Raw genomic sequence first — 26,792 nt, 5'->3', positions numbered from 1 at the left:
TCTAAACCATCTAAAACCAAAAGAGGTCTGCAGCGACGTCATCTATTTCCTCAGACTCACAAACTTGGCCTCAAAGGCTTTTCCTCATTGAAAATATGGCTGCTCCAACCTAAAAAAACTTGTAGATATCCCCGCTCATTCCCTAGCATGATTTCCCGCAGAGTTTAATAGAATTAAAGAGCAGTAGTAATTTGAAGCAGAACCGCAACCAAATTCTTCACGGGAGACTTGCTGATGAATATCCAAAAGCATTACAGCCGATTAGCAGATCTATCTCTTAACAGCAGCCTGGCAGCACTAGTGCCTCTATTTTTCATCCTTCCGGCCTGCCTGGTTATGCTGCCGGGCAGGGAGCTGGTGCTGGCAGCTGTGCCTTTTCTTTTGTACAGCTTTGGCTGCTATCAGATGAGTGTGCTCCATCAGGCAAGGTCAAGAGCGGTGGACAGGCTGGACAGCTGCCAATATCACGGGAAGCTATTGGAAGAAAATCATCTGCTGGTTTCCCATCTTCCTTCTGCTTCTTTAAGAATGGTCTTATTTACCCCTGACGGCCAGCTCGCTGGAGAACTGAGAGATTCGTACGTGACCTTACTAGGGAAACTTTGCCCCTCTTTTCTTTCCAGGTCATTTCAGCGGGAATACGGATTATACAATCGATCAGGCAACCTGATGATCCTTTTTCTGTCGAGGAAGAATAAAGTGGATATTTTCAGGGCTGACCGCCGCTATATTGGGACGATGCAATTTATTCATAAACCAGGAGGATCGGCTGTCATACGATTCCGCCAGAAGACGCTTTCCGTTCGAAGGGAAAAGTTTTTCCTGGATTGCAGGATTGGATGGGATGGCGGGAAAGAATTGATGAGCTACAAAAAGGGTCTGATGCCTGTAAGCTGGGCTGAGAAATTTCAAAATCCTAATATGGAGGTTATGGCATTTAATGACAATGCCGGACCGAAAGAGAGGATTTTGGCATTGGCAGCAATCGCTAAGCTGTTTGCTGACGGATGATGATCGCAAGCAGTCAGGTTTTGAAGTGCTTATATATGGGAATCTATCACTAAGATCGTATACTGCAAAAGAGCGGAGGATAAAGTGATGGATAACAGCTATGAAAATTGCATCAAAGCGTGTCTGGATTGCCTGGAAGCATGCGAGGTTTCCTTTAAGAAAACCCTGGAAGAAGCAGATGCCGGGAAAAAGTCTGAGGCAATCAGGCTGTACAGAGACAGTGCCGATATTTGCGCGCTGACAATCAAGGCGCTTGAGTCAGATAGCGATTTTATAAAAAAATATACTCTGCTCTGTTCAAGGATAGTTGATCAATGTGCAGAACAATGCAAGCAGTTTGAACAAGCTCATTGCATGAACTCTGCAGAAAAATGCTATATTTGTGCAGAAGAATGCAGAAAGCTTGCTGCTTGAAGGGACACGAAATAGACAAACACAATCCGGCCGGCGTGCCGGTTTTTTTATTGCCGCCTGTTTACTTAGATCACATAGCATATTAAAATGGTGTTCTAGCACGAATATTCAAGCCTATGCAGCTTAGGCCTGCTAAGGACATATAAGAATGCTAATAATAGCCCGAGGTGTAGAATGAAAAAGTTTCTTCTTGTTGCAGGGATCATTTTGCTGGCTTTATTCGTTATTGATAAGACGTTCTTAAAGGATAAAGGGGTCGTAAACAAGGTGCTGCCGGCTGAAAAATATGAAAGGCTGGAGAATCCGGAGGAAATAGCGGTGGGGATTGAACCGGGCAATAAAGCACCGGACTTTACTCTGACTGATTTAGAGGGAAAAACAGTGAGCCTCAGTGATTATAAAGGCAAGAGGGTTTTTCTTAATTTTTGGGCAAGCTGGTGCCCGCCCTGTAAGGCCGAAATGCCTGATATGCAGGAGCTTTACGAAGAAAAAGCAATCGGGGATTTTGAAATCTTGGCTGTCAACATGACATTTATTGAAAAGAACAAAGGCGATGAAATGGACTTTGTAAAGGACCACGGTCTTACCTTTCCCATTCCGCTTGATGTGAAGGGACAGGTCATGGGGGAGTATGAGATTATGGCTTATCCGACCAGCTTTTTTATAGATTCTGACGGAATTATCAGAAGCAGGGTTATGGGCGCTGTGGATAAGGATTTTATAGAGAAAGAAAGCAAAAGGCTTCCATGATGTTCATGGAAGCCTTTCTTCTGTATCTGTCGGCAAAATATCAGATGATGCTGCCTGCAGGCGTTCCTTGATCTTCCTCTTTCTGTAAAGCATCATGCCCGCTTCCCCGATATCCCCGACTGCTGAGCGGTTGATGAATGCACCGAAGACAAGCCCTGCAATCGGCACCATCTGAAAAAGCTTCTTCCAGCCAAACTGATCACGATAAGCAAAGACAACTTCACGCCATCCCTGGATCTCAGATGCGATTTCCCGCTGTACATCCTCTTCCGGCGAATCGATGTCGGAAAGCTGCCTGAGAATAGCCTGCTTGCCAACGATGTCAGCAGATACAAATTGCAGCGCCTTGACGATGAACAGTCGTTCTTTCTTGCTTTTCGGATCATAGCCATAGCAGATGGCAATATCCTGAAGGGTCTTCAGCTGCATCCCGAGAAGAACTGGAATATCAAGGCTTAAAGTAAACAATCCTCCAAACCCTGTCCCTGCCCCCTGAATGGCTGCAAGCTTCTTCCTGGAGCCTGTCAGCTTTTCTGCTGCTCCGTCCATCTCCTTGATTGAAAGTACAGCAGTATCTTCAAGAGTATTTACATTCCGCCCCGGATAATAAGATTTAATGGAATTAGAGGTGCTTAAATAGCTGCCGCCCGTCTGTATATAGCTGCCGAGCTCATCAAGCATAACACCCATCTTTTTTTGAATGATGGCCGGGGTCAGCTTGTCCAGCACCTTAAATGGGAGCCTGCCGATTTTTTCCCAAAACCATAGGCCGCTTTGATCAGCTTCCCATTCCTGGCATTTCTGCAGCTCAGACTGCAGCTCTTGTTTGGTCTCCTGCATTGTTGTAATATTCCTTTCTGATTGTAATAGTCATAATACGTTTGTCCCCATCCAAAGGTTTCAGTGCAAAAGCACTATTTTAATTAATTTTAGCGGCTCATAAGTTCTCTGAATTGTCGTAAGAGATAATTCATGATAAGATGCCTTTAATATTATAAATATAATATTCCTTCGGGGTCGGGTGAAAGTCCCAACCGGCGGTGATGAGGCATGCCTCTTAGTCCGTGACCCGGCTTTACGCTTAGTGAAGACGGTGGATTTGGTGAAATTCCAAAGCCGACAGTTATAGTCTGGATGGGAGAAGGAATGGATGTATGAACCGCGTTTTTAACATTGTGTTTTGAACGCTTATTTCGTCATGTCTAATTTGGCCCCGTACTAATTCTGTACGGGGCCTGCTGTTTTTTCTGGAGAGAAAAAATTGAACGATAGGAAAAGAGGGTGTACATATGACAGATGAAGATTATATGGATCTGGCCCTGTCCCTGGCCAGGAAAACAATCGGGCAGACCAGTCCCAATCCATGTGTCGGCGCCGTTGTGGTAAAAGATGGGCAGATTGCAGGGATGGGGGCTCATTTAAAGGCTGGCACCCAGCATGCTGAAGTCCATGCCATCCGGATGGCGGATGGACTTGCCAGGGGAGCAGAGATCTACGTAACACTCGAACCATGCAGCCATCATGGAAAGACTCCTCCCTGTGCAGACCTGATCATCGAATCGGGGATCAAGAGGGTGGTCATTGCCTCAATAGATCCCAACCCGATTGTCGCCGGCCGCGGGATTGCCAAGCTTGAAGCAGCAGGGATAGAAGTGGAAGTTGGAATCAGGCGGGAAGAAGCGGAAGAAATAAATAGCGCATTCTTTCATTTCATGAGGACCAGCAGGCCATATGTAACGATAAAGGCCGCCGCATCATTCGACGGCAAAACAGCAGCGAACACTGGTGACAGCCAATGGATTACCTCTCCAGAATCCAGGGAAGATGTACACCGGTTAAGACATGAACATGACGCAATATTGACGGGCGTAAACACAGTCATCCATGACAACCCCCAGCTTACCGCCAGACTGCCCCGAGGCGGAAAAAACCCTATTAGAGTAATACTGGATTCCACATTAAGGATCCCCGGTGATGCAGCTATCCTGCATGATCAAAAAGCGCCGGTCATCATTTTTACCGGCAGCAATTATGACAACAGCAAGGCGGAGCAAATCAAAGCTCTGGGCACGGAGCTTGTACATTTTCCTGAGGAAGAGGTGCCAGCAGGCAAGGTGCTTGAGGAATTAGGAACAAGGCAGATTCTTTCTGTCTTTGTTGAAGGCGGTTCTGAAATCCATGCTTCTTTCATTAAGGAAGGGCTATTTCAGCAGATCATTCTGTATGCAGCCCCCAAAATCATAGGGGGAAGAAAAGCTGTCCCATTCATCGGGGGAGAAGGGATCTCTTCAATGGATCAATCCACTCCTTTGGCATTTAAATCGGCCGAACGCATCGGTCCGGACCTGAAAATTATTGCGGTGCCGCAGCCGGAGGAGGGCCATCATGTTCACAGGATTAATTGAGGAAGTCGGCAGGGTTGAACAGATTGTCCACCAGGGTAAAACTTTAAAGCTCAGCATATCCGCCGGCAGGATACTTGAAGATGCGGGGATTGGCGACAGCATTGCCGTAAATGGCGTTTGCCTGACAATCACTGATTTTACCGAGAGAAAATTCAGCGCTGATGTTATGCCTGAAACATACCATTCTACCAGCCTTGCCGAATTGAAGCGCAATAGCCCTGTAAATCTTGAAAGAGCCATGAAAGCTGGCGGCCGATTTGGGGGGCATTTGGTATCAGGGCATATAGATGCCAGAGGCAGGATCATTAGAAAAAGGCATGAAGAAAATGCCATCTATTATGAAATCGAAGTGCCGGAGGAATGGTCCCATTTGCCAGTGGACAAAGGTTCCATAGCTGTAGATGGTGTTTCGCTGACCATTTTTGAAGCGGGAGCTTCTTCCCTGACAGTCTCGCTTATTCCCCATACCGCAGGTCATACGATCCTGGGAGGGAAGGAAGCAGGGGAAACTGTGAATCTTGAGTTTGATATGCTTGGGAAATATATTTACAGCTTTATGAATAAGGCTGCCGCCAAGCCGGAAAAGAAAACTGTTTCAGAGGCGCTTCTGAGGGAAAACGGCTTTTTGTGACAGCGTGATAACTAGCTTAAGCAATAAAAGAAGGCATGTCTTTCACCCAGGAATGAATGGGGAAAAATCTGACCTTAACCAAAGGAGAGCTGTAACCATGTTCAATACAATCGAAGACGCTATTGCAGAACTAAAGAAAGGCCGGCCTGTGATTGTAAGTGATGATGAAGACCGGGAAAACGAAGGCGATCTGGTTGCTCTTGCTGAGTTTGCCGGGCCGGAAACCATTAACTTCATGGCAAAGGAGGGGAGGGGTCTGATTTGCATGCCAGTAACAGAGGAGCTTGCAGTCAGGCTCGGCCTCCATCCCATGGTTGATGTTAATACAGACAGCCATGGTACAGCTTTCACAGTCAGTGTTGATTATAAGGAGACGAAGACAGGCATCAGCGCATTTGAAAGGGCACAGACCATCGAAAAACTTCTCGATGAAAGCTCGGTTCCTGAAGATTTTGCCCGTCCTGGACATGTATTTCCTTTGATTTCCAAAGAAGGCGGTGTCCTAAGGAGGGCAGGCCATACAGAGGCGGCAGTTGACCTGGCTCGTCTGGCCGGGGCAAAGCCAGCAGGAGTCATCTGTGAAATCATGAAGGACGATGGCTCCATGGCATTAGTGGATGACCTGAAAGAAATGGCCGAGAAATTCAATCTAAAGATGATTACTATCAAAGACCTGATAGAGTACCGTCTTGAACATGATTCTCTCGTTAAAAGAGAGGCGGAGATATCGCTTCCTACTGAGTATGGACAATTCAAAGCGGTTGGCTATACAAATAAACTGGATGGCAAAGAGCATATTGCCCTTGTAAAGGGAGAAATTTCAGAAGAGGAGCCTGTGCTTCTGAGGGTGCATTCAGAATGCCTGACCGGAGATGTGTTTGGTTCGAACCGCTGTGACTGCGGCCCTCAGCTTGAAGCAGCCCTCAAGCAAATAGAAGAAGCCGGGTCAGGTATTCTCCTGTATATGCGCCAGGAGGGAAGGGGCATTGGCCTTATCAATAAAATGAAGGCTTACAAGCTGCAGGAGGAAGGCTATGACACAGTGGAGGCCAACCACATGCTCGGATTCAAGGATGATCTCCGTGATTACGGGATAGGTGCACAGATACTCCGGGACCTGGGCGTAAGGAAGATGCGCCTCCTGACGAATAACCCCAGAAAAATCGCCGGCCTTGAAGGGTATGGGCTGGAAGTATCAGAAAGGGTACAGCTTCAGCTTCCGTCTAAAAAAGATAATGAAAACTATATGAAAACCAAAAAAACAAAATTAGGTCATATGCTGACTTTTTAATGGAGGAAAATACGATGAAAAAAGTGATTGAAGGAAATCTGGTAGGTACTGGGCTTAAAATAGCTATTGTTGTTTCAAGGTTCAATGAATTTATAACCGGGAAGCTTCTGTCTGGAGCAGAGGATAGCTTGAAAAGGCACGGTGTTGCAGAGGAAGATGTAACGGTCGTGTGGGTGCCGGGAGCCTTTGAAATCCCTCTTGCGGCTAAGAAAATGGCCGATTCCGGAAAGTATGACAGCGTCATAACGCTAGGGACTGTCATCAGGGGAGCTACACCGCATTTCGACTATGTAAGCAGCGAAGTATCAAAAGGAGTGGCTTCAATCAGCATGTCAAGCGGAATCCCTGTCATCTTCGGTGTCCTGACTGTCGATACGATTGAACAGGCGATTGAACGTGCCGGAACGAAAGCTGGAAACAAAGGCTGGGAGGCTGCCGCAGGAGCGATAGAAATGGGGAATCTCTACAGGGAAATGGCCAATTAAGGAGTCTCCTATTGGCAGAGAACTCAATGTCTGCTAAAATATATCCTTGTGGCTCACCTGTTTATCAGGGAGAGCGGGTAGGGAGAGGGCTATACAACAGAATAGGTAATACTAATGAAAATGCTAAATCAATTATTCCAGCTTGATGCCAATGAAACAAGCTTCAAGAAGGAAGTGATGGCGGGTGCTATCGGCTTTTTTACCATTGTGTATATCATAGCCGTCAATTCGCTCATCCTTTCGGAAGCCGGAATACCTTTGGAAGCTGCCATCATGGCAACCATCATCACGTCAGTTGTCGGCTGCTTCCTGATGGGATTCTGGGCGAATGTACCGATCCTTCTTGTGCCTGGAATGGGAATCAATGCCCTGTTTTCTTACACACTCGTGCAGTCTATGGGGCTTTCATGGCAGGAAGCGCTGGCGGTTGTATTTGTTTCCGGAATGGTATTTGCATTCGTTGCTTTTTCGCGTTTTGCAGGAAGCCTGAGTGCAGCCATTCCGCAGTCGCTTAAGGAAGCTATCACTGTAGGCCTTGGGTTATTCCTGATGCTGATTGGGCTTGAAAAGGGCGGCATTGTGGAAAAAGGCACCAACTCGCTCATTGCTTTAGGCAATCTGGGAGATCCGCAGGTGCTGGCGACGATCATTACATTCCTGCTGGCAATAGTTCTGTTTATGCGGAATGTCCCGGGAAATTTTCTGATCACTGTTGCTGCGGGGACGCTCATTGCCTTGCTGTTCGGAAATATTGATGTATCGCAGGCAAAAGAATCTTCTTTTTCTTTTGGCGATTATCTGGATGTTTTCGGGGCAATGTCCTTTGAAAGCTTCTTTTCCATAACGTTCTGGGTGGCAGTATTCTCGCTGACCATGGTCCTGGTGTTTGAAAATATCGGCCTGGTTCACGGCCATGTTTCGTTCATCGGCAAGCCGGAACGTTTCAAGCGGGCTTTTCAGGCAAATTCCGTATCTGCACTGCTTTCCGGCCTTTTCGGAACAAGTCCGACGGTTTCGACCGTCGAAAGTGCAGCCAGCATGGCTGCAGGAGGCAGGACTGGGCTTACGACAGTGGCTACAGGGCTTCTGTTCATGCTTTCAGCTTTCTTCATTCCGGTAATCAAGCTGATTCCTAACAGTGCGATTGCCCCTATCCTCATCATCATCGGCGGATTGATGCTCCAAAATATCCGCAATCTTGATATGAAGGATATGAGTGAAAGCTTTCCTGCGTTCTTCATCATAGCGATGATTCCTTTTACCTACAGCATCGCAGACGGAATAGCCGTCGGGTTCATCCTGTATCCGATCCTCAAGATCGCGATCGGAAGGGCGAAGGAAGTCTCCGTCGCACTGTATGTAATCGCAGGACTATTCCTGGCAAACTTCGTTTTTCATGTCATCAGCTGATTTCTAAAAAAAGCGCCATTATCATTGGCGTTCACTATGTAAAAAAAAGGGTACGGAATTAACACATTCCGTACCCTTTTTTTGCCTATATTGAGATATTTAGAGTAAGAATGACAATCTGGCAATTTAAAAGAAGATCATAATCTCACTGCTTAAAGATTTTTGTTTTGCCTGCCATCTTGTTACAGGTATAAATAAAACTTTGAAAACCCTGTTGTTTGCAGTGGAAGGCACGTAGACTCCTGCGGGATTTTAGCGGCAGAGCTGAGACCCCGCTGCGCGAAGCGTGAGGAGGCTCAGCGCCGCCCCGCGGAAAGCGAAGTGCCTGGAACGGAAAACAACAGCCCGATTAAAAGGTAAAACATTTCTAGTTTTAATATTTGGCATCTAATAGGGTGTCTTTTTTAACGAATAAATATACCATTCTACAAACTTCGACAGACATACTGGCAAAAATTGTTTTAAAATAAAGACAACCTAACATTTGGAATAACAGCGGAGGTTATAGAATGGAAGTCTTTGTTGCGAGGCAGCCGATTTTTAACACTAAGGAAGAAGTATTCGCTTATGAATTGCTGTACAGAAGCAGCCAGGTGAACGAATTCCCCCTTATTAACGGCGACCAGGCGACCGCCGACGTCATTATAAATAGTTTCTTGAATATAGGAATCGACAGGCTGTCCGAAGGCAAACCCTGTTTTATTAATTTTACAGAAAATCTGCTCAAACTCCGGCTCCCGACCTATTTCAGGCCAAGGGAAATTGTTGTGGAAATACTGGAAACGGTAGAGCCCAGCAGCCATCTGATTGATATCTGCCGGGAACTGAAAAGCCTGGGGTATCAGATTGCGCTTGATGATTACGCCTTCAAGGAAAACAATCCTTTTTCAAAGCAGCTGCTAGAGTATGCAGATATTATTAAAGTGGATTTTCTCGCTTCTTCAGCCGGCATGAGGGAGAGGATTGAGCGGGAAGCCAAAAAGCTCAAGCTTAAAATGGTTGCGGAAAAAGTCGAAACAAGAGCTGAGTTTGAGGATGCGAGAAGAAGGGGCTATGATTATTTTCAAGGCTACTTCTTTGAAAAGCCTGAAATTGTATCAACTTATGATGTTCCGACCTATTTTCATTCTTATTACGAAATGATTCATAATCTCTCAACTGCTGATCCAAGCATAGATTTGATATCAAATCTGATTGAAAGAGATTTATCGCTTTCTTATAAGCTGCTTAGGCTGATCAACTCACCGGCTTTCAGGCCAAAGCACAAGATAAACAGTATCAGGCAGGCAACGGTTCTGCTGGGGCTGAATGAAATCCAAAAGTGGATATATGTGCTTGCTGTCAGGGAGTCTACCTTGGAAAAGAAGGCAGTCCAGAAGGAAACAATCAGGATTTGCCTAATAAGGGCGAAGATGGCTGAATCTGTTGCCGTTCTAAGGAAAAAGGGGGCTTTGAATGCGCAGTATTTTTTGACAGGAATGTTTTCAATGATGGACAGCATCCTGGGGGCATCAATGGAAGATATATTGACTGATCTGCCGCTGCAGGACGAAATAGGGGATGCGCTTAGGGGCATCAAAAATCCTCTTAAAGATGTGCTGGATCTTGCGGTCGCTGTTGAGAAGGCTGACTGGAAGCTGATCAGTGAAAAAAGCAGATGCCTTGATATAGAAGAGAATGCTCTTTTTCGGATATATGCCGATTCTATAGCATGGACCAATAGTCTGCTTTCAGAGGAATCTCTTTACATATAATTGCAGCATACTTCAAAAGCGCCGGTTTGCGGCGCTTTCTTCGTTAGAGCCACCGTCTTTGCGGTTTAACATATCTCTTTGCTTCTGCGGCCAAAAGCTGCCTTAAAGATTTCTGGGATACAGCAGCCATGATGTCCGCAGGGTTGGGAAATGTACCATGATCATTGAAGCGTACCCGGATAGAGCCTTTGTATATTTCCTGTTCACCGTAAAGGATCCTCGTATCAACAAAAGCTGTTTTTTCTGTTATCCCATTTGCTGATTCGAGCTCTTCAACCCTGCTGATGAAAAATTTGAACTTATAATCCTGCATCGCTTTGACTCACCTCCGGCCTTCACATAGGGTTAATACCCGCCATATTGTATTCTAACTCATAATGTCCATAAGAGGATTATTGAACTTCAGAGGAATTTATGGCAATCTATTATTATGATGATTTAGCAGGTTAAAGGGAAAGCGGGGGTTTTGAAATGGAAATAGAAATTCTAAAATGCCATGGGTCGGGCAACGACTTTTTGCTGATAGATGAAATATCTAAGGATTATGGGTTTACGGAAGAGCAGCGGCGGGAGCTTGCCATTGCTCTTTGCCGACGGGATTCTGAACTGGGGGCAGACGGGATTCTTTTTACAATGAAGAGTGATAAAGCCGATGCCCGGATGAGGGTTTTCAATGCCGACGGCTCAGAAGCTTCAATGTGCGGCAATGGTCTGCGCTGTGTCGCCCGCTATGTATGTGAATTATTTGGTTTAAAGGAAGCCATCATTGAAACAATGAAAGCGGATTTGAAGGTGGAAAAACGGCCGGATATCTTCCCGGAGATTCCAACCTATCTTGTTGAAATATCACCAGTCTCCTTCCAGATTCGTGATTTGCCGCTAATCCTGAATCAGGAGACATTGAAGAATGAAAAAATAAACTCGCTGTCAGATTCACTTCATTTCACAGCTTTGGCTGTGCCTAATCCGCATCTGATTGCGGTTTGCAGTAAAGATGATATCCAATCAGATCTTCAGAAAAATATCAGTGAACATGTCAATGGCCCGAATGAGCTGTTCCCTGATGGAGTAAATGTAAGCTTCATCAAGCCTCTTAAAGAGGAAAGCATTTACGTGAGGACTTTTGAGCGCGGAGTGGGCTTCACGAATGCCTGCGGAACTGCAATGTCAGCTTCGACCCTGGTATCCTGCCTTCAAGGGATGAATAAGCTTGAAAGGCCGGTGGATGTGTATAATAATGGCGGGAAGGTCCAGTGTATCGCACATGAATCAAATGGCGGTTATACAATCGACCTGATCGGGAACGCCACGTATATGTACCGTGTAAATGCCTATATGGATTCTGCTCAGCCTAAGGCTTTTACATTGGGTGAAAAGGAATATTTTGAGTCAGAAGAAGAACAGTATAGGAAGCTGCAGGAACATGCCAGTGAAATAATAAAAGAATATCTATGATAAGAGAAAAGAATGCTGCGGCCGCAGCATTCTTTTTTTGAAGAAATATACTGCAGGCCTTCAGGTCTTTTTTTCTGCATTCAAAAATTCAAGCACCGGTGAAAAAGCCTGCAGATCTTTTGCGGCAAAATAGCCTTGCAGCGGGTCTCCCAGTTTGTTGACCCGTTTTACCACATTATCTACCCGGAACTCTTCCATCCTGAGCCGGTCATTGACTTCTTCCCAAAACAGCGGTGCCGCGATACCGGCATACTGGTTGCCTCTGGCTGAATATGGTGCCACGATCGTCTTTCCCTCTGCATGCTGAATATAATCAACATAAAGTCTGCCGCCCCGGTTTTTCTTCATTCTTTCAGTTGTGAAAAGGTCCGGTTCTTTGGATATCAGATAGTCAGCAATGAAAGAAGTGAACAGGCGTGTATCATCATATGTGTAGGCATTGTCAGGAAGCGGGATATAAACCTGAATCCCTTTATTCCCGGATGTTTTTACAAATGATGTGAGGTTAAGATGATCGAGCACTTCTTTTATCATAATGGCGGCCTTAATCGCAAGGGTGAACGCGTCCCGGGACGGCGGATCCAGATCGAAGACGATTTCGGACGGTCCTTTGCTTTTGATGGTCTGAAATGGTATATGAAATTCAAAGGCAAGCTGATTGCCGAGCCAGAGAAATGTCTTAAGGTTATTGCAGACAATATAATTAATTCCATCTGACATTTTTGTTTCAACAAACTCAGGTGTATAGTCCGGTGCGTTTTTTTGGTAAAATGGTTCCCCGAAAATACCGTGCGGATACCTGATGACTGTAAGAAGTCGATCTTTTAAAAATGGAAGCATATATGGGGAAATTTCCCGCAGATAATGGATGAAGTCTATCTTCTTAAGGGCGGGTGTTTCCCAGATGGGCTTGTCAGGATGTGTGATGTCTACATCATCAGGCAGATTCTTCTGCTGTTCGGCAAACTGGCTGTAGGTGCACTGTTCAGGCTTCAGGTCAAAGCGGAATTGGTGGAAATGGGGCTCGCGCATCTGTCCGTCATATATCTCCAGGTACTTTAGTTCTGTACAAATGCCTGGATTTACATAAACAAATCTGTCATCTTCTTCCCTTTTGTTGTTTTTGATTGTGTCCATAAGGGCCTTTTTTTCATCAGGCTTTAGCCCGAATATAAATTGGCCGATCGGGTGGATCCTTCCGCCATCATACACGCCTGCATAGAAATAACCATTGGATTTTTCATAGGCTGTGATAAAACACGAAACATATTTCCAGTTTTTATACTTTTGCCACAGAGTTGAGCGTTTGCCTTCCTCCCATTTGCTTTTCTCCTGTTTCGCCACAATTCCTTCGCCATCATGAAGGATTACTTGTTCCCACAGATTTTTGAAATCATCATTTCCAGGTATCATTTGGAGAAGCTTTGTGCTTTTTTCGTCAGGTTCAAGCGGGAGCTTTGCTGAAGTGAAGAAATTCTCCAATGCTGCCTTTCTCTCCCTGTAGCCCAGTGCTGATAAGCTCTTCCCTTTAAGCTTTAATGCATCAAAAATCAATAAGCGGCATGGGGATTGCCTGGCTTTTTCCAGAATCCTCATTTCTGAACGCATTCTCCCCCTTACTTGGATAGAACCAAAATGGGCTTTATGTTTATTTTCTAAATAAACAAGCTCTCCATCCAATTGAAGAGGCAGGAAAGGATGAAACAGCTGAAGGTTATCTTCAAGGAACGATCTGATTTCGGGAAAAAGTTCAAGCAGCGGTTTGCCATTTCTGCTTGTCAGAGAAAGCCCCTTTTCATTCCACTCAAGGATGGCCCGGAATCCATCGTATTTGACTTCATAAAACCATCCTTTGGCATCCGGCGCATCAAAGGTAAGGCTCGGAAGCATCGGTTTCATTGTGACACTCCTTTCCTCGGCAGGATTCGAAATTCACGGCCATTTAAACGGCTCATCCTCCATTATTCCATTCTGGGGGGAATCCTACTCCAATGGCAGAAGTTATCTTGCATTTCACAGGATGAATCATCGCACATTAAAGGTAAAGACTATAGAATGGAGAATCAGGATGCATACAATCTGGAAAGGCAGCATCAGCTTCGGGCTTGTAAATATACCGATTAAGCTTCATGCAGCAATTGAGGACAAGGACATTAAGCTGAGGACTCTACACAAGGAGTGTCATTCTCCAATTAAATATGAAAAAATCTGCCCGGTCTGTGAAACAGAAGTCAAGCCAGAAGATATTGTGAAGGCTTATGAATATACAAAGGGAAAATTTGTTGTACTAGAAGACGAGGATTTAAAGAAATTGAAGCAGGCTAACGAAGATAAAGCAGTTGAAATCATCGATTTTGTTAAAATGGCTGAAATCGATCCCATCTATTATGACCGCAGCTATTATATGTCTCCAGGGGATGGGGGAGGAAAGGCTTATTCACTCTTAAGAAAAGCACTGGAAGATTCGGAAAAAGTTGGGCTCGCCAAAATCATCATCCGGTCAAAAGAGCAGCTGGCCGTTGTCAGGGTATTTGAAAATACTCTGATTATGGAAACGATACACTTTCCAGATGAAGTGAGGAAAGCCGGCGATGTCCCGAATGTTCCTTCTGAGGATAAAGTGACAAATAAAGAACTGGAAACTGCCATCATGCTCATCGACCAGCTGACAACGGCATTTGAGCCTGATAAGTATACAGATGAATACAGGTCTGCCCTTCTGGATCTGATCGAAGCAAAGCGGACAGGCAAAGAAGTTGTCACTCCTGCAGAAAAAGAAACAAAATCAAATGTAACAGATCTGATGGCCGCATTGCAGGCTTCAATCGACAATACGAAGCCCGAAAAGCCAAAAAAGCCGGCCGCGCGCAAGAAAAGGGCTGCTGCACGGCCGAAGGAAAAGAAAGAAGCATAAGAAAAACCGCCTCCGTGCGGTTTTTCTTATTGATTTGCTGGATTTATGTTCACAAGCTGTCTGAATAGGCAATATAGAAGGTATTGGACAAAAACAAGAGAAGGAAGTCATATATGAAAAAACTGACAGGAATCAAACTTTTGTATATTCTTTCTGCTGCAGCTCTTCTTGGGGTTTTTACATTTCTTTTTGCCGAAATCGCAGATGAGCTGAAAGAAAACGAACTGGAGGCTTTTGATCATACAATCATTAATTTTGTACAATCTTTTATCAATGACCAGCTGACTGCATTGATGTTTTCGGTTACATTCCTGGGCTCTGTTAAGTGGCTTGTATTTCTGGCCGCAGCAGGCGGAGTTATTCTCATGATTTATAAAAAGCGGGCATTAGGTGTATTTCTGCTGGCAGGTTCAGGCGGCGGTGCGCTGTTCAATTGGCTTCTTAAGTGGATTTTTAAAAGAGAACGCCCTGATATTCTCCCGCTTCTGACTGAATCAGGATTCAGCTTCCCGAGCGGCCATTCCATGGGTTCTTTTATATTTTACGGTGCTTCCGCCTATATACTGGTCCATTTGTTTTCTAAAATGAGCTTAAAGGTCTTGGCTGTCCTCGCAAATGTCATGATAATCCTATTGATCGGCTTAAGCAGAATTTATCTTGGGGTGCATTATCCTAGTGATGTAATAGGCGGCTTCCTGGCCGGCGGAGCCTGGCTGGCAGCCTGTATCATTATTTTCAGGTTGTACGAATATCGGAGGAATCTGTAAAAAGGTTCTGCTGCAATAATGTAAATGCGGTTTGGGACAATGGAATGGGGGCCAATAAAAAGAGCAATAAAGCTTTTATATGGGCTTTTTTGCTTGCCTTCAACTTCATGATGTTTAAAGAGAGTTTTCCCTGCATAAAGTATGAGCAATAGGGAAAGGGAGGGAATCATGATGATCAATATACTTCTGTTTGTAGATTCTGGAATCGATGACTCACTTGCTTTGATGTACGCTGTTCAAAATCCGGAATTGAATATAGTCGGGGTAGTAAGCGGGTATGGAAATATCACCAAGGAAGAATCCCTCAGAAATACAGCCTATCTCCTTAAACTGGGCGGCCGTGAGGATATTCCGATCATTGCCGGTGTTTCTGGGCCTCTCTCAGGCAAGCCTGCCACATTTTATCCGGAGATACATGGAGAAGAGGGACTCGGACCCATTCAGCCTCCTGAAGATTTTACCGGGCTGAAGGTTTATGATATTAATAAGATCATTGACATTATAGATCAGTACAAAAATGATATTGTCCTTGTCGGTTTAGGCAGGCAGACAGACTTAGCTCTCCCGCTTATTATTTATGGAGAGGATGCCTATAAAGATGTTAATGCAATCTATATGATGGGCGGTGCTTTTCTGGTTCCCGGCAATGTGTCAGCTGAAGCGGAGGCTAATTTTTATTCTGACCCCCTTGCTGCTGACATCGTTCTTGAAAAAGGGAGGAATGTTTACCTTTTTCCGCTCAATGTCACCAACAAAGCTGTTGTAACGCCTGAAATGATTGATTACATTTCCGCCAATACTGAGTCGGCTTATAAAGATCTTATAAAGCCGGCCTTTGAGTACTATTTTCAGGCTTATAAAGAAAACGTGCCCGGCATAGGAGGCGCACCCATTCATGATGCTGTCCCGCTGATTATACTGACAAATCCGGACTTAGCGAAATTCATTAAACGGAGAGTCAGGGTTGAGCAGTTTGGCGGAGCGCAAGGTAAAACGAATGCCGATTTCAGGCCTAAGCCTGAGGATCAGCCTGAGGATACTTTGGACTATATTGCAATGGAGATTGATACAGCTAAGCTTCTTGAAACGTTTATGTTGAACTTCACAGCCGTTTAACATGACCAGTCAGGTGACGGAGAGGAATTCGGCTGCTGATTTCCAATTAGTTGACAGCTTTTACTTTTATGATATACTAGTAAAGCACGTATTTGAGGATATCTGCGGGCAGAATGGAGCGGAACGCCATTTTGCAGATCATGCTCTTTAGATTTTTACTGCTAAGCAACAATAGGTTTATACCTTTAAGAATTAATTTGTGGACAGCTTGATGATCAGGTGCGGCTGCTGTACAGCAGAATGCCCCCTGAATGGTATGATTTCTTCTTAATGCACATCTTCTATAAACCCGAAACATTTCTTCGCATGGATTGCTTCAATTCAATAATGCGGTCTTTAAATGACTGAATCTTAAAGAGCTGCTATCTTATCCCGATTGTTTACCTGATTCCCGCTGGCGCGGTCTCGGAGCCGCAAGGATGGAAGAGAGGCAGGGCTTTCATTGTTTTAGGTTGAAATTAAATTTAATATACTTTATATATAGCCTCAAATATGACAAAAAGGACAGCTTGCTTGCATGCTGTCCTTTTTCAATTCTGTGCCTAACAGTATATTCTATATTCATACTGCCTATATTACTATAAATACGAACATTTGCATATGAATCTATTCATAACATCTGTGTTTTGTGATATGATTGACTAGGAATAACATTTATAAAGGCGCAGTGACTGACGACGATAGTGGAAGAAACCACAGTGGAGCTGCGTGCATATATAGCCGGTCGTCTGGGCAGCCAGCAGTCTGCTTTAACCTTTTTGGTAAAGCGGCCTGAATCTTATACCTGGAGGTTGTTTGCTATGAATGAAAAATTGATTCTTGATGGTAAGCGGGTGGCAGCTGATATTAAAGAAGGACTGATGCCAAGGGTGGAAAACCTTACGCAAAAAGGGATCACTCCCTGCCTTGCCACCATCCTGGTCGGAGATGACCCATCTTCCGAGACCTATGTCCGAATGAAAGGAAATGCCTGTGCCCGGCTTGGCATCCGGTCTGAACGAATTCATATGCCGAAAGAAACCACAACAGAAGAACTGGTAAAAACGATTGAGGAACTGAACGAAAATAAAGAAGTTCATGGCATCCTGCTTCAGCATCCTGTTCCAGGACATATAGATGAGCGGAAGGCATTTGAAACCATCAGCATAGATAAGGATGTTGACGGCGTGACAAGCCACGGCTACGGGCAGACTGCCCTGGGATTTGGTACATATCCATCATGCACTCCTGCTGCAATTATGGCAATCATCGATTATTATCATCTTCCTGTAGAAGGAAAGCATGCTGTAGTGGTAGGGAGAAGTCCGATACTCGGAAAACCTGTTTCCGCTTTGCTTTTAAACAGGAATGCGACAGTAACAACATGCCATTCCTATACCGAAAATCTCTCCCGGTATGTAGGCCAGGCTGACCTGGTCATTGCAGCAGTCGGAAAGCCGGAATTTATAAAAGGAGAATGGATCAAGCCTGGGGCTGTTATTCTGGATGCAGGGTATAATAAGGGGAATGTCGGAGATGCAGAATATGACAACTGCCTCGAAAAGGCATCAGCCATAACACCTGTACCAGGGGGAGTAGGCCCGGTCACGATTTCAATGCTGCTGAAGCATACGGTTGAAGCAGCAGAAAAGACGCTTGGGAATAACGCCTGAAGAAGAAAAGGTTGACTTGTTCTTTTTAATGAAGTAATATTAACTTAACACTTTAAGATTCGTTTTATATTTGGATAAGTAGTCGTAGCTGCGCAGGTTGTAGTCGATTTTATCTTCTTCAACACGTGCAGGCTGCGGTTTTTTTGTTTTTATATTATACCGCAAACTTATAGTGAAACACTTTTTGGAGGTTTTTATACATGAACACAGGTAAAGTAAAATGGTTTAATGCAGAAAAAGGCTTTGGATTTATCGAAACATCTGAAGGCCAGGACGTTTTCGTTCACTTTTCAGCTATCCAATCTGAAGGCTTCAAGTCTTTAGAAGAAGGCGAAGCAGTAACTTTTGAAATCGTTGAAGGCAACCGTGGACCACAAGCTTCTAACGTAGTTAAAGGCTAATAGCATGAATGATGAGGTGATGCATGGCAAAGCATGCATCGCCTTTTTGTGTATTGAATCGGACGGCAACTTATGAAAAGAAGAAGCAGGCTCCTGAATAACGCTTTTCTTTCCTTCATTTACTCCATTTCGTATCCTTCCACCATTCCCCTAGAGAACCGCCCGTGAGGCGGACTTTGATTGTGCTGTAAATATAATCACTTGGGCGGGGTTTAAACTTATTTGAATCGGAAATGTAAAAAAGAGATAGAAAGTGGTTAGCCTAGAAATATACCTGCTGTACCCTATATACATTTTGATAAGAAACAATTGGTTAGAAATTAAGGAGGATTTAAACTTTGACAACTTTTTCGGATTTTAATTTAAGCAAAGAGCTTGAAAAAGCAGTTTCTAATATGGGCTTTGAAGAGCCGACCCCTATCCAGGCGCAGGCGATCCCGATCGGACTGAGCGGAAAGGATATGATTGGCCAGGCGCAGACCGGGACAGGGAAAACCACAGCTTTTGGCATTCCGCTTCTTGAAAAGATAGACATAAATGAAGGGATTCAAGGCCTTGTGCTGGCGCCCACCCGCGAGCTTGCCGTGCAGGTGGCTGAAGAACTGAACCGGATTGGACAGGTGAAAGGCGTCAGGACTCTGCCGATCTACGGTGGACAGGACATTTCCAGACAGATCCGCGCCTTGAAGAAGGATCGTGGACCGCATATCATTGCAGCTACTCCGGGAAGGCTGATTGATCATATCGAAAGAAAGACAATCCGCCTGAATAAGATTAAATTGGCCGTGCTTGACGAAGCTGATGAAATGCTGAATATGGGCTTTATCGAAGATATTGAGCGCATCCTCAGCGAAGTTCCTGAACAGCGCCAGACCCTGCTGTTTTCAGCAACAATGCCAAGGCGCATTCAATCTTTGGCTGAGAGATTCATGACAGAGCCGGAAATGGTTCAGATTAAAGCTAAAGAACTTACTGTGAAAAATATTGAACAGCATTATATGGAAGTGCATGAAAAGCAGAAGTTTGATGTGCTCTGCAGCCTGCTCGACATCCAGTCCCCGGAACTTGCTATCGTGTTCGGCCGCACCAAAAAGCGTGTGGACGAAGTGGTGGAAGGGCTTATTAAACGCGGCTATTCTGCTGAAGGCATCCATGGCGATGTTCCGCAGAATAAGCGTGATCAGGTTATCCGCCGCTTTAAAGAACAGACAATCGATATTATGGTAGCGACAGATGTAGCTGCAAGGGGACTTGATATCAGCGGAGTTTCCCATGTTTACAACTTTGATATCCCGCAGGATCCTGAAAGCTATGTACACCGCATCGGGCGGACTGGCCGCGCCGGGAAGAAGGGGCTTGCTGTAACATTTGTTTCCCCTCGTGAAATCGATCATCTAAAGCTCATTGAGCGGGTAACAAAAACAAAAATGGCGAAGATGCCGATTCCTACCTTCAGGGATGTTATCGCAGGCAGCCAGCAGGCAACCATCAATAAAATGATGAAGGTCATCGAAAACGAAGAATTCAACGAATATAAAAGATCGGCAGAAAACCTTCTTGAGGAAACAGATTCAGTCACCCTGCTTGCTGCTGCACTCAAGCTGCTGACAAAAGAGCCGGATATAACACCTGTTAAGCTTACTGCTGTGGAGCCGATCCGCTCAAGAAAGCCGAAGCCGAAGTTTGACCGCGACAGAAGCCGCCGCACCGACAGAAGCAGGAGCGGTGGAGGCGGACGAGACCGCAGAAGAGGCAGAAGCGGAAAATCAGGTTTTACTCCTAATTCAAAGGGGTAATAAATAATTAAGGAAGTTTATGGGTTTTATAAGAGGATGAATATCTTTCCTGAAAAAATTTAAAAAAATGATTATAAAATCTGTAAAACTTACCCATATTAATACAGCGGGGCATCGCCCCAAAGATTTTGTTGAAATTTAGGAGGAAATGTAAATGGCTACAGGTAAAGTAAAATGGTTCAATGCAGAAAAAGGTTTCGGATTCATCGAAGTTGAAGGTGGAGAAGACGTATTCGTCCATTTCTCTGCAATTCAGTCTGAAGGCTTCAAAAGCCTTGATGAAGGTCAAGAAGTTGAATTTGACATTGAAGAAGGCCAGCGTGGACCGCAGGCTGTTAATGTGACGAAACTATAATATTCACTTCATATGATGAAGAGTCTCCTAGCGGGGCTCTTCTTTGCTTTATAAAGGAGGAATGAGGTTTGCTTATTACTGCCATTTCAGATACCCATATGCCAAAAAAAGGAAGGAATCTGCCCGAGCTTCTCGTTGAATATCTGGAAATTTCTGATATCATCGTTCATGCCGGTGACTGGCAGGACTTGTCTGTTTATAAAGAACTCTCATCCTTTGGGAGGCTCGAAGGGGTATTTGGCAATACGGATAGCGGCGAGCTTAAGGAAATGCTGAAGGATAAGCTCATCCTGAATTTAAATGGGTTTAAATTAGGTATCGTGCACGGGCATGGAAAAGGGAAGACAACGGAAAAAAGGGCGCTGGCTTCTTTTGCAGACGACAAGGTGGACTGTCTGATCTACGGCCATTCCCATATACCCGTCCTGAAAAAGGAAAACGGGACGCTCATTATAAACCCGGGTTCCCCTGTTGATAAAAGGAGGCAGCCGCGTTTTTCTTTTGCGGTAATAAGGGTGGAAGAAGAGCTCTCAGCAGAGATTGTTTATTTTGATAAAGAATCTTAAGAGGGAAAAGCAGGCGCATCTGTGCGTCCTGCTAATTGAGTTTCAGCTGATAATAATCCTGGGATTCAAGCGGGACGAATCCGCAAGACGTATAAAGATTTAGGGCATTATTGTTTTCTGCAGCCACTTCCAGGAAAATATCCCTCCCTCGATTCCTTTCCTGCCTGATGATCCTGCTTAGAACACTTCTTCCAATCCCCCGCCTCTGAAACTCAGGAAGGATGGCAAATCCATAAATCCAGCTCTCATTGCCGTCTGTCTGTATCCTCACCTTGCCCGCGGGGACTCCCCTGTATTCAATTATGAATAAAGTCTGTGCCTGTTCGGCTGCCGTTTGCCCGTAAAACAGAGTGGCATCTTCTTCGGAAAGGCTGAAACAAACAATATCCAGCTGGATGCAAAGACCGGCATCTCCGGCAGAGGCTGATCTTATTTCTACCCCTTCTTTTTCAGAAAGAGTATCTGAATGAAAGTACTTCATCTGGTGCTCAGTGAAAGAGTATCTGCAAGGAAGCGATTGGAAAAGCTGTTTGGCAGCATAGGATTCAGCTGGCGCATTTAAAAGGACTTCCGAAGCGCTTGCCAATTGTTTTTCAGCCTGTTTTAAGAGGGCTGTAAAGAGTCCCTTCTTCCTATACTCAGGATGAACCATCCCGCATACCTCCACTTTAGCTCCAAAAGGATACAAAGCCAAAAATCCAGTTAATCTTCCGTCCTGATAAGTGAAGAAGTCTGTTTTTGTTTCATTATTTCTGGATTTCAGCATATCCCAATTCAGTTTTAACCTGAAATCTTCATGATTTTCACAAATATCCTGAAGCTCCTTGATTTCTTTCAGCTGTCTTACTGTAAGCATCGCTGTTCCTCCCCAATCTCGTATATATCTATATTAGCTTGATGAATGGAGAAGGGGAATACAAAATTGCAAACCATCAGAATTATGCAATAAGCGGCATTTAATTGTGTAGTTAAGCTGGAATGGTTATTATAAGTAGAGCAATGATTCAGGAGGTGTTGGATAGTGAAAAGTTTTACAGTAGAATTTCACAAAGAAGATCAAGTAGAAGCAATGAAGGTTAGTAAGCTCAATGAAGAGGATTTCAATATTGCCACTGAAGGCGGGACCAGGCATCTTTTTGAGCTTGATACTAACGTCGGCTTCTTTATTTACTTTGATGCCATCAGCAATGATGGGACCGAGTCGTATTTAGTTCTGCATTATGAAGAAGAGAATGAAGAGCCAAGTGCCTGTTATTCATTTGAATTGAAGGATTTCTACCAATTCGCCGCACTTCAGTTGAACGATCTTGAATTCAGTGAAGAAGCAGGGGAAGAAGGGGAAGACGAAGAGGAAGTGTACGGGCCTATCCATCATCTTGCACATCTTATGTATCATATCATTGAAGAAGGCCAAAAAATCGAGGAATAGAAAAAAGAGCAGCGCGCTGCTCTTTTTTTCTTTAATGATTCCTGCCAGGACAGCTGTTATGCAGGAAGATTCATCCGGCAGTAGCTTTCCACCATTTTTTCCTCTTCTTCATCCAGTGCAAAATCGAGAGCCTTTTCGTCTGAAAAAAAGAAGTGATAATTGAGGATCTTTGAGCCTTTCTCATCTTTGTAAAAAAGTACACGCAGACTCAGCCCATCCTCGGAGTAAAGTTCGTCATCCTCCGGAACTTCTATGTCTAACAGGAACTCATACCTCTGTCCTTCCAGTATCCCTGTAGGATCAATGATTTCTTCAATCAAATGACCTGTAATTTCCATCTATATCATCCTCTCTGGATAGTTTCAGTTTATCGACACTCGTATTATACACTTTTATGAAAGCATGCGTAATCTTTTGTTCTTATCCTTCTTCAAATCCAGGAATTCCATCCTTCAAGGGGTACAGATTTATGCTGACAAACTTTGATTTGATACATTGACAAAAACAGGGAAATGCTGTATACTTATAAAGTATTTATTTAAGGGAATAACATCTAATTTCAGATTCACTTGTTATAAAGGATCCAGTCCATTTATTTTATAACGGGTGGATTTTTATTTTTCGGGGGCTTCGGCTCTTTGAGGAGGTGCCTTTTATGGCAATGGGATTCGGGAGAAAAAATACCGAAGAAGTAAAAACGGAAGAAGTGAAAGTCTGGGAATGTATTTCTGACAGCTGTAATGGATGGCTGCGTGATAATTTTAAAAGCAGTGATCAGCCGGCTTGCCCGCTTTGCAACAGTGAGATGAAGGAATCGACTAAGCTGCTTCAAGTTGTTGTTAATAATAGCATCTACTCAAAATAAGGAAACCAAATGGCCTCGCCATTTGGTTTTTTTTATGTTTTTGGCTTTGTAAGTGTAAAAAGTTGATATTGGCGTTTTTTGTGAGCAGTTATGTTTCATTTGTCTGTACTTGAAAGCGGGAGAATGAAACAGGAGGCTGCGGGCATACTAAAGGAAAAACCTTTAGTTATGATGGAAGTGAAGAAACTGTGAACGGCATGCACCTTTTTATAGCATTAGTATTTTTCAGCATCATATTGATAATTATTTCCTTCAGGAAAGAAATCAGGGTATCATTGCCGCTCTATTTCTTTGTAATGGGGTTGTCTTTTATATTGGAATACATAGTATTTATTCTGGGAAAAGCATACACATACAGACCGACTGTATTTGAAGAAAAATGGTTTGATGAGGTATTTGGGGCAAGCATTTCACAGGCACTTTTCATTCCCGCAGTACTTACAGCGGTCTCCATTTACCGGATCGGCTATCTGTGGAGGCTTGCAGTGATAGCGGGTATTTTTTTGGTAGAGAGCTTTTTCTTGAAAGAGGGCGTATATGAACAGCATTGGTGGAGGTCGTGGTACACGAGCGCAATACTTTTTGCTGCTATGTTTGTTACAGACATATGGAGGGATTCATTAAGGAAACCTTCGCCTTTTGTAAGGTTTGTGACGATATATATGGCAATTACCACAATCATTCAGGCAGCTGTTTTTTATACGGTGATCTTCTTTCGGATTCATACCTACAACGCCGGTTTTTTTGAGTCGCATGACCGTGATCAGCTGGCTTTCAGCACGCTTATTTGGCTGATATACAGCCTGATTTTAGCTGTCATAGTCATCTATGAATTCAGGAAGACGGTATTTGCAGGATTATTTGCGGGAGCCTGGCTTTTTGAAAAACTTTTAATCCAGGCGGGTGTTCTGACTATTTCCCATTTGTGGAGTTCAGTATATTCAGCTGCGCTTATTACATTATTCTGCTTTCTGATCGGCAAGCTGGCCGTATATTTCTTTCCTGATATTAAAGGTGAATCTGTATAATGTCCTTTCAGGCGAATTGCATTATAATAAAAGAAATAATGCACTCTTTAAGGAGTAAGTTTTAATGGATGAAGTTCAACGGCTTAAACAGGAAAATGCTGAATTAAGGAAAGAAATATTGCAGCTGAAAAACAGGGCAGAAGAAAATCAGGCTTACTGGCCCGGCTTGGATAAAGGGGATGATGGCGTATCTTTTGAACAACTGGAGAGCTTCCTGAATCCTATACTTGATCTGGTTCCTCATCATATTGTTTTTATAGATGGGAATGGACTTATAACTTTGTGCAATCTCCAGGCTGCAAGGGACCTTCATGCTGACAGAAGGGTCATAGTGGGCCGCCATATCAGGGAGCTGCTGAGGATACCTGATGACCAGATTAATCTGCTAGAATCCCTCAGGACGAAGAAGCCGATCGTTAATAGGGAAGTGCTTGACAAAAATTACGGAATCAATAACACAAGGATAATACTAGACGAAAACGGAAACGTGAAAAGGGTTTTGGGAGCTTTTCAGTTCCTCAATGGAGTAAAGGAAGCAGAAAAGCAGGCTCTGGCCGGGAGGATTGCAGCAGGCATAGCCCATGAAATCAGAAACCCGCTCACCACGGTAAGGGGCTACCTCCAGCTTCTTCAAAGCAAAACGGATCAAGAGGTGTCTGAGCTTTTTTCTTCCTTGCTGATCCCGGAAATTGACAGGGCCAATAAAATCATCACAGATTTTCTCCGGATTGCTAAACCGGGGGAAACGACCAGCGAACTGCTGAATGCAAAGGAGTTTATCCTGGGCTATACCGGAAAATTCCTAAATAGTGAAGCGCTGCTGTATAATGCCGAAATTGAATATCAACTTACAGAAATTACAGATAATACGTTCTTTAGAGGTGATCGTGACGAATTGCTGCAGGTGTTCATTAACCTTTTCAGAAATGCGTTCCAGGCTAAAGGAAGCGAACCGCTTAAAATAATCATTGCTGCCAAAAGAGTTGACTCCTTTCTCAGAATTGAATTCCGGGATAATGGAAGAGGAATTCCTTCTTCTATTCTGCCCCATATCTTTGACCCATTCTTTACTACGAAGGATGAAGGAACAGGGCTTGGGCTCTCAGTTTCCAAAAAGGTTATTGAGAATCACGGCGGCATGATGAATGTAAAGAGTGATGGGCAGGGAACACAGTTTATCATTGACATTCCTGCCGAAGACCGCTTTTGCTGTGAATAATTTTTATCGTACAATCAACAGAAATGCCCCTGAATGAATATGAATAATTAAATTCGTAATCACGAGGGGGATTAGATTGGATGTCAAAAAAAGTCCGCTGAACTATACAGCAGTTGGCGATTCGATTACTGCCGGTGTGGGTGCTTCGTTCTTTTCTCCTGGGTTTGTGCCGCGATTTGCAAGACTCGCCGAGGAATCCCTTGGCCGCAGAGTCGTCCACAAAATTTTTGCCAGGCCCGGAGCGCTTTCGGGTGAAATCCTGGAAGCTGTCAGGTCTCCTTTAGTATCCAGTGCTTTAGCTGAATCAGAACTTATTACGATCACAGCAGGAGGCAACGATCTTATTCAGGGGTTAAGGTCATATCAGCTGACGAAAAATGAAAAGGATATTTCTTCGCGCCTGCATATATCTGCAGAAAAGCTAAGCGGCATCGTTGATCATATTACTGAAATAAAATCAGACTCTGCCGGGCCTTATATGGTTTATCTTCTAAACCTTTACAGTCCCGTTCCCAAAGAAGAAACAGCGGACCGATGGATCAGAAAGTTCAATAAGCAGATGCAGCAGCTGTGCGACCGCCATCACTTTCGAACGGTAAATATATATCAGGCATTTAAAGGGAATGAGAATGATCTAGTGGCGATGGACAGAGTGCATCCCAATGACAGCGGCTATAATCGCATCGCTGAAAAAATAAAAAATACCGGATATGGACTGCTGATCTGCCAATAGACAGGTACCGTCTCAAGCAAGAGAGGGCGCCTGTCTTGTTTTGGCAAAACCAATAATTCCCACCTGGTTTCCTGTTGACCATCTTCTCAAGTGCTGTTATTATAAATGAACAGCAATCGACATTAACTGCTGGCATAATTTCTGCTTATTAATCTATGAATTCATCATAAATCGTTTCTACGAAATTATGTTGACAAGAGATTGATTGGGTGGTATTATGATATAGTTGCTCTAAAAGAGCGCTATTGAAAGATTGTTCTTTGAAAACTGAACGAACAAAAACGTCAACGTTAATCTTAATTTTTTTATCAGAGCTAAATCTTACTCTTATATGGAGAGTTTGAT

Annotated in this window: 29 protein-coding genes and 2 riboswitches; of the genes, 23 read left to right on the top strand and 6 right to left on the bottom strand. The window is 44.1% G+C overall.

Annotated features, from left to right (window positions below):
* Positions 1-234 precede the first annotated feature (234 nt).
* From CYJ37_RS10905 to CYJ37_RS10895, 3 genes are all read left to right on the top strand, one after another.
* On the top strand, positions 235-1,011 hold the full coding sequence (locus tag CYJ37_RS10905; RefSeq protein ID WP_009795509.1) for a hypothetical protein: 777 nt from the start codon (positions 235-237) through the stop codon (positions 1,009-1,011).
* Positions 1,012-1,098: 87 nt separating this feature from the next.
* Positions 1,099-1,425, top strand: a complete 327-nt coding sequence (locus CYJ37_RS10900; protein ID WP_009795510.1) for a four-helix bundle copper-binding protein — start codon at positions 1,099-1,101, stop codon at positions 1,423-1,425.
* Positions 1,426-1,599: 174 nt separating this feature from the next.
* On the top strand, positions 1,600-2,175 hold the full coding sequence (locus tag CYJ37_RS10895) for a TlpA disulfide reductase family protein (RefSeq protein WP_009795511.1): 576 nt from the start codon (positions 1,600-1,602) through the stop codon (positions 2,173-2,175).
* A 3-nt stretch (positions 2,176-2,178) separates the two neighbouring features.
* Here CYJ37_RS10895 and CYJ37_RS10890 read toward each other — a convergent pair whose 3' ends face one another.
* The gene (locus tag CYJ37_RS10890; RefSeq protein ID WP_009795512.1) at positions 2,179-3,015 is read right to left on the bottom strand and encodes an EcsC family protein; all 837 of its coding nucleotides are present in this window, start codon (positions 3,013-3,015) and stop codon (positions 2,179-2,181) included.
* Positions 3,016-3,178: 163 nt separating this feature from the next.
* A riboswitch (FMN riboswitch) is annotated at positions 3,179-3,325 on the top strand.
* A 139-nt stretch (positions 3,326-3,464) separates the two neighbouring features.
* Here CYJ37_RS10890 and ribD point away from each other — a divergent pair.
* The 6 genes from ribD (at position 3,465) to CYJ37_RS10860 (ending at position 10,151) form a co-directional block, all read left to right on the top strand.
* A complete protein-coding gene (gene ribD / locus CYJ37_RS10885; protein ID WP_009795513.1) occupies positions 3,465-4,580 on the top strand; it encodes a bifunctional diaminohydroxyphosphoribosylaminopyrimidine deaminase/5-amino-6-(5-phosphoribosylamino)uracil reductase RibD in 1,116 nt (371 codons plus the stop codon).
* The gene (ribE, locus tag CYJ37_RS10880; RefSeq protein ID WP_009795514.1) at positions 4,561-5,211 is read left to right on the top strand and encodes a riboflavin synthase; all 651 of its coding nucleotides are present in this window, start codon (positions 4,561-4,563) and stop codon (positions 5,209-5,211) included. The genes ribD and ribE overlap by 20 nt, the downstream gene beginning before the upstream one ends.
* 97 nt (positions 5,212-5,308) lie before the next feature.
* Positions 5,309-6,502 carry a bifunctional 3,4-dihydroxy-2-butanone-4-phosphate synthase/GTP cyclohydrolase II gene (locus tag CYJ37_RS10875; protein ID WP_009795515.1) on the top strand — a complete coding sequence of 398 codons (1,194 nt, stop codon included), beginning with the start codon at positions 5,309-5,311 and terminating at the stop codon, positions 6,500-6,502.
* Positions 6,503-6,516: 14 nt separating this feature from the next.
* Positions 6,517-6,987: a 6,7-dimethyl-8-ribityllumazine synthase gene (ribH, locus tag CYJ37_RS10870; protein WP_022544069.1), complete on the top strand. Its 471-nt coding sequence runs from the start codon at positions 6,517-6,519 to the stop codon at positions 6,985-6,987.
* Between the two features lie 114 nt (positions 6,988-7,101).
* Entirely contained in the window at positions 7,102-8,397 is a 1,296-nt protein-coding gene (locus tag CYJ37_RS10865; RefSeq protein ID WP_009795517.1) for an NCS2 family permease, read from the top strand.
* A gap of 509 nt (positions 8,398-8,906) precedes the next feature.
* The gene (locus CYJ37_RS10860) at positions 8,907-10,151 is read left to right on the top strand and encodes an EAL and HDOD domain-containing protein (RefSeq protein ID WP_101549730.1); all 1,245 of its coding nucleotides are present in this window, start codon (positions 8,907-8,909) and stop codon (positions 10,149-10,151) included.
* Positions 10,152-10,194: 43 nt separating this feature from the next.
* Here the strand turns inward: CYJ37_RS10860 and CYJ37_RS10855 are convergent, their stop codons facing one another.
* On the bottom strand, positions 10,195-10,464 hold the full coding sequence (locus CYJ37_RS10855; RefSeq protein WP_009795519.1) for a hypothetical protein: 270 nt from the start codon (positions 10,462-10,464) through the stop codon (positions 10,195-10,197).
* Positions 10,465-10,622: 158 nt separating this feature from the next.
* Here CYJ37_RS10855 and dapF point away from each other — a divergent pair, with 158 nt between their 5' ends.
* Positions 10,623-11,606 carry a diaminopimelate epimerase gene (gene dapF, locus CYJ37_RS10850; protein ID WP_009795520.1) on the top strand — a complete coding sequence of 328 codons (984 nt, stop codon included), beginning with the start codon at positions 10,623-10,625 and terminating at the stop codon, positions 11,604-11,606.
* Positions 11,607-11,666: 60 nt separating this feature from the next.
* Here the strand turns inward: dapF and CYJ37_RS10845 are convergent, their stop codons facing one another.
* On the bottom strand, positions 11,667-13,505 hold the full coding sequence (locus CYJ37_RS10845; protein WP_009795521.1) for a DNA ligase D: 1,839 nt from the start codon (positions 13,503-13,505) through the stop codon (positions 11,667-11,669).
* Between the two features lie 169 nt (positions 13,506-13,674).
* On the opposite strand from CYJ37_RS10845, the gene ku reads away from it, so the two are divergent.
* The 8 genes from ku to CYJ37_RS10805 all read left to right on the top strand — a co-directional run bounded on the left by ku (position 13,675) and on the right by CYJ37_RS10805 (position 21,173).
* A complete protein-coding gene (ku, locus tag CYJ37_RS10840) occupies positions 13,675-14,520 on the top strand; it encodes a non-homologous end joining protein Ku (RefSeq protein WP_094769957.1) in 846 nt (281 codons plus the stop codon).
* Positions 14,521-14,633: 113 nt separating this feature from the next.
* Positions 14,634-15,287: a phosphatase PAP2 family protein gene (locus CYJ37_RS10835; protein WP_094769958.1), complete on the top strand. Its 654-nt coding sequence runs from the start codon at positions 14,634-14,636 to the stop codon at positions 15,285-15,287.
* 168 nt (positions 15,288-15,455) lie between these two features.
* Positions 15,456-16,403: a nucleoside hydrolase gene (locus CYJ37_RS10830; protein WP_224951987.1), complete on the top strand. Its 948-nt coding sequence runs from the start codon at positions 15,456-15,458 to the stop codon at positions 16,401-16,403.
* Positions 16,404-17,060: 657 nt separating this feature from the next.
* Positions 17,061-17,144, top strand: a riboswitch (ZMP/ZTP riboswitch).
* Between the two features lie 59 nt (positions 17,145-17,203).
* Positions 17,204-18,055, top strand: coding sequence for a bifunctional 5,10-methylenetetrahydrofolate dehydrogenase/5,10-methenyltetrahydrofolate cyclohydrolase (locus CYJ37_RS10825; RefSeq protein ID WP_094769962.1), 852 nt, complete (start codon positions 17,204-17,206; stop codon positions 18,053-18,055).
* Positions 18,056-18,255: 200 nt separating this feature from the next.
* A complete protein-coding gene (locus tag CYJ37_RS10820) occupies positions 18,256-18,456 on the top strand; it encodes a cold-shock protein (RefSeq protein WP_009795528.1) in 201 nt (66 codons plus the stop codon).
* Positions 18,457-18,794: 338 nt separating this feature from the next.
* Complete coding sequence (locus tag CYJ37_RS10815; protein ID WP_101549729.1) at positions 18,795-20,252, top strand: DEAD/DEAH box helicase; 1,458 nt, start codon at positions 18,795-18,797, stop codon at positions 20,250-20,252.
* Between the two features lie 154 nt (positions 20,253-20,406).
* Entirely contained in the window at positions 20,407-20,607 is a 201-nt protein-coding gene (locus CYJ37_RS10810; RefSeq protein WP_009795530.1) for a cold-shock protein, read from the top strand.
* A 68-nt stretch (positions 20,608-20,675) separates the two neighbouring features.
* A complete protein-coding gene (locus CYJ37_RS10805) occupies positions 20,676-21,173 on the top strand; it encodes a metallophosphoesterase family protein (protein WP_009795531.1) in 498 nt (165 codons plus the stop codon).
* A 31-nt stretch (positions 21,174-21,204) separates the two neighbouring features.
* Here the strand turns inward: CYJ37_RS10805 and CYJ37_RS10800 are convergent, their stop codons facing one another.
* On the bottom strand, positions 21,205-22,029 hold the full coding sequence (locus CYJ37_RS10800) for a GNAT family N-acetyltransferase (protein ID WP_009795532.1): 825 nt from the start codon (positions 22,027-22,029) through the stop codon (positions 21,205-21,207).
* Between the two features lie 165 nt (positions 22,030-22,194).
* On the opposite strand from CYJ37_RS10800, the gene CYJ37_RS10795 reads away from it, so the two are divergent.
* The gene (locus CYJ37_RS10795; RefSeq protein WP_009795533.1) at positions 22,195-22,602 is read left to right on the top strand and encodes a hypothetical protein; all 408 of its coding nucleotides are present in this window, start codon (positions 22,195-22,197) and stop codon (positions 22,600-22,602) included.
* A 56-nt stretch (positions 22,603-22,658) separates the two neighbouring features.
* Here CYJ37_RS10795 and CYJ37_RS10790 read toward each other — a convergent pair whose 3' ends face one another.
* Entirely contained in the window at positions 22,659-22,940 is a 282-nt protein-coding gene (locus CYJ37_RS10790) for a DUF6509 family protein (RefSeq protein WP_009795534.1), read from the bottom strand.
* Between the two features lie 317 nt (positions 22,941-23,257).
* Here CYJ37_RS10790 and CYJ37_RS10785 point away from each other — a divergent pair, with 317 nt between their 5' ends.
* From CYJ37_RS10785 to CYJ37_RS10770, 4 genes are all read left to right on the top strand, one after another.
* Positions 23,258-23,467 (top strand): cold-shock protein, encoded by a 210-nt coding sequence (locus tag CYJ37_RS10785; protein WP_009795535.1) that lies wholly within the window; start codon positions 23,258-23,260, stop codon positions 23,465-23,467.
* A gap of 314 nt (positions 23,468-23,781) precedes the next feature.
* Positions 23,782-24,495 (top strand): hypothetical protein, encoded by a 714-nt coding sequence (locus tag CYJ37_RS10780; RefSeq protein WP_129611934.1) that lies wholly within the window; start codon positions 23,782-23,784, stop codon positions 24,493-24,495.
* Between the two features lie 64 nt (positions 24,496-24,559).
* Positions 24,560-25,714, top strand: a complete 1,155-nt coding sequence (locus tag CYJ37_RS10775; RefSeq protein WP_101549726.1) for a two-component system sensor histidine kinase NtrB — start codon at positions 24,560-24,562, stop codon at positions 25,712-25,714.
* Positions 25,715-25,790: 76 nt separating this feature from the next.
* Positions 25,791-26,447: a GDSL-type esterase/lipase family protein gene (locus tag CYJ37_RS10770; protein ID WP_180827316.1), complete on the top strand. Its 657-nt coding sequence runs from the start codon at positions 25,791-25,793 to the stop codon at positions 26,445-26,447.
* 148 nt (positions 26,448-26,595) lie between these two features.
* Here CYJ37_RS10770 and CYJ37_RS27520 read toward each other — a convergent pair.
* Positions 26,596-26,792 (bottom strand): hypothetical protein (locus CYJ37_RS27520; protein ID WP_219620053.1); only part of this gene is annotated, 197 nt, incomplete at its 5' end.

Origin of the sequence: Bacillus sp. UMB0728 (assembly GCF_002858875.1) — a bacterium.
GTDB lineage: Bacteria > Bacillota > Bacilli > Bacillales > Cytobacillaceae > Bacillus_AB > Bacillus_AB infantis.
The sequence above is the reverse complement of the archived record's forward strand: the minus strand, read 5'-3'. Positions and strand labels throughout refer to the sequence as shown.

Excerpts from the sequence above, each read along its gene's own strand:
- CYJ37_RS10775 (WP_101549726.1), top strand. The coding sequence starts at position 24,560 with ATGGATGAAGTTCAACGGCTTAAACAGGAAAATGCTGAATTAAGGAAA.
- CYJ37_RS10890 (WP_009795512.1), bottom strand. The coding sequence starts at position 3,015 with ATGCAGGAGACCAAACAAGAGCTGCAGTCTGAGCTGCAGAAATGCCAG.
- CYJ37_RS10905 (WP_009795509.1), top strand. The coding sequence starts at position 235 with ATGAATATCCAAAAGCATTACAGCCGATTAGCAGATCTATCTCTTAAC.
- CYJ37_RS10900 (WP_009795510.1), top strand. The coding sequence starts at position 1,099 with ATGGATAACAGCTATGAAAATTGCATCAAAGCGTGTCTGGATTGCCTG.
- CYJ37_RS10875 (WP_009795515.1), top strand. The coding sequence starts at position 5,309 with ATGTTCAATACAATCGAAGACGCTATTGCAGAACTAAAGAAAGGCCGG.
- CYJ37_RS10835 (WP_094769958.1), top strand. The coding sequence starts at position 14,634 with ATGAAAAAACTGACAGGAATCAAACTTTTGTATATTCTTTCTGCTGCA.
- ku (WP_094769957.1), top strand. The coding sequence starts at position 13,675 with ATGCATACAATCTGGAAAGGCAGCATCAGCTTCGGGCTTGTAAATATA.
- CYJ37_RS10825 (WP_094769962.1), top strand. The coding sequence starts at position 17,204 with ATGAATGAAAAATTGATTCTTGATGGTAAGCGGGTGGCAGCTGATATT.
- CYJ37_RS10855 (WP_009795519.1), bottom strand. The coding sequence starts at position 10,464 with ATGCAGGATTATAAGTTCAAATTTTTCATCAGCAGGGTTGAAGAGCTC.
- ribH (WP_022544069.1), top strand. The coding sequence starts at position 6,517 with ATGAAAAAAGTGATTGAAGGAAATCTGGTAGGTACTGGGCTTAAAATA.
- CYJ37_RS10845 (WP_009795521.1), bottom strand. The coding sequence starts at position 13,505 with ATGAAACCGATGCTTCCGAGCCTTACCTTTGATGCGCCGGATGCCAAA.
- dapF (WP_009795520.1), top strand. The coding sequence starts at position 10,623 with ATGGAAATAGAAATTCTAAAATGCCATGGGTCGGGCAACGACTTTTTG.
- CYJ37_RS10865 (WP_009795517.1), top strand. The coding sequence starts at position 7,102 with ATGAAAATGCTAAATCAATTATTCCAGCTTGATGCCAATGAAACAAGC.
- CYJ37_RS10800 (WP_009795532.1), bottom strand. The coding sequence starts at position 22,029 with ATGCTTACAGTAAGACAGCTGAAAGAAATCAAGGAGCTTCAGGATATT.
- CYJ37_RS10820 (WP_009795528.1), top strand. The coding sequence starts at position 18,256 with ATGAACACAGGTAAAGTAAAATGGTTTAATGCAGAAAAAGGCTTTGGA.
- CYJ37_RS10785 (WP_009795535.1), top strand. The coding sequence starts at position 23,258 with ATGGCAATGGGATTCGGGAGAAAAAATACCGAAGAAGTAAAAACGGAA.
- CYJ37_RS10790 (WP_009795534.1), bottom strand. The coding sequence starts at position 22,940 with ATGGAAATTACAGGTCATTTGATTGAAGAAATCATTGATCCTACAGGG.
- CYJ37_RS10830 (WP_224951987.1), top strand. The coding sequence starts at position 15,456 with ATGATGATCAATATACTTCTGTTTGTAGATTCTGGAATCGATGACTCA.
- CYJ37_RS10895 (WP_009795511.1), top strand. The coding sequence starts at position 1,600 with ATGAAAAAGTTTCTTCTTGTTGCAGGGATCATTTTGCTGGCTTTATTC.
- ribE (WP_009795514.1), top strand. The coding sequence starts at position 4,561 with ATGTTCACAGGATTAATTGAGGAAGTCGGCAGGGTTGAACAGATTGTC.
- CYJ37_RS10860 (WP_101549730.1), top strand. The coding sequence starts at position 8,907 with ATGGAAGTCTTTGTTGCGAGGCAGCCGATTTTTAACACTAAGGAAGAA.
- CYJ37_RS10810 (WP_009795530.1), top strand. The coding sequence starts at position 20,407 with ATGGCTACAGGTAAAGTAAAATGGTTCAATGCAGAAAAAGGTTTCGGA.
- ribD (WP_009795513.1), top strand. The coding sequence starts at position 3,465 with ATGACAGATGAAGATTATATGGATCTGGCCCTGTCCCTGGCCAGGAAA.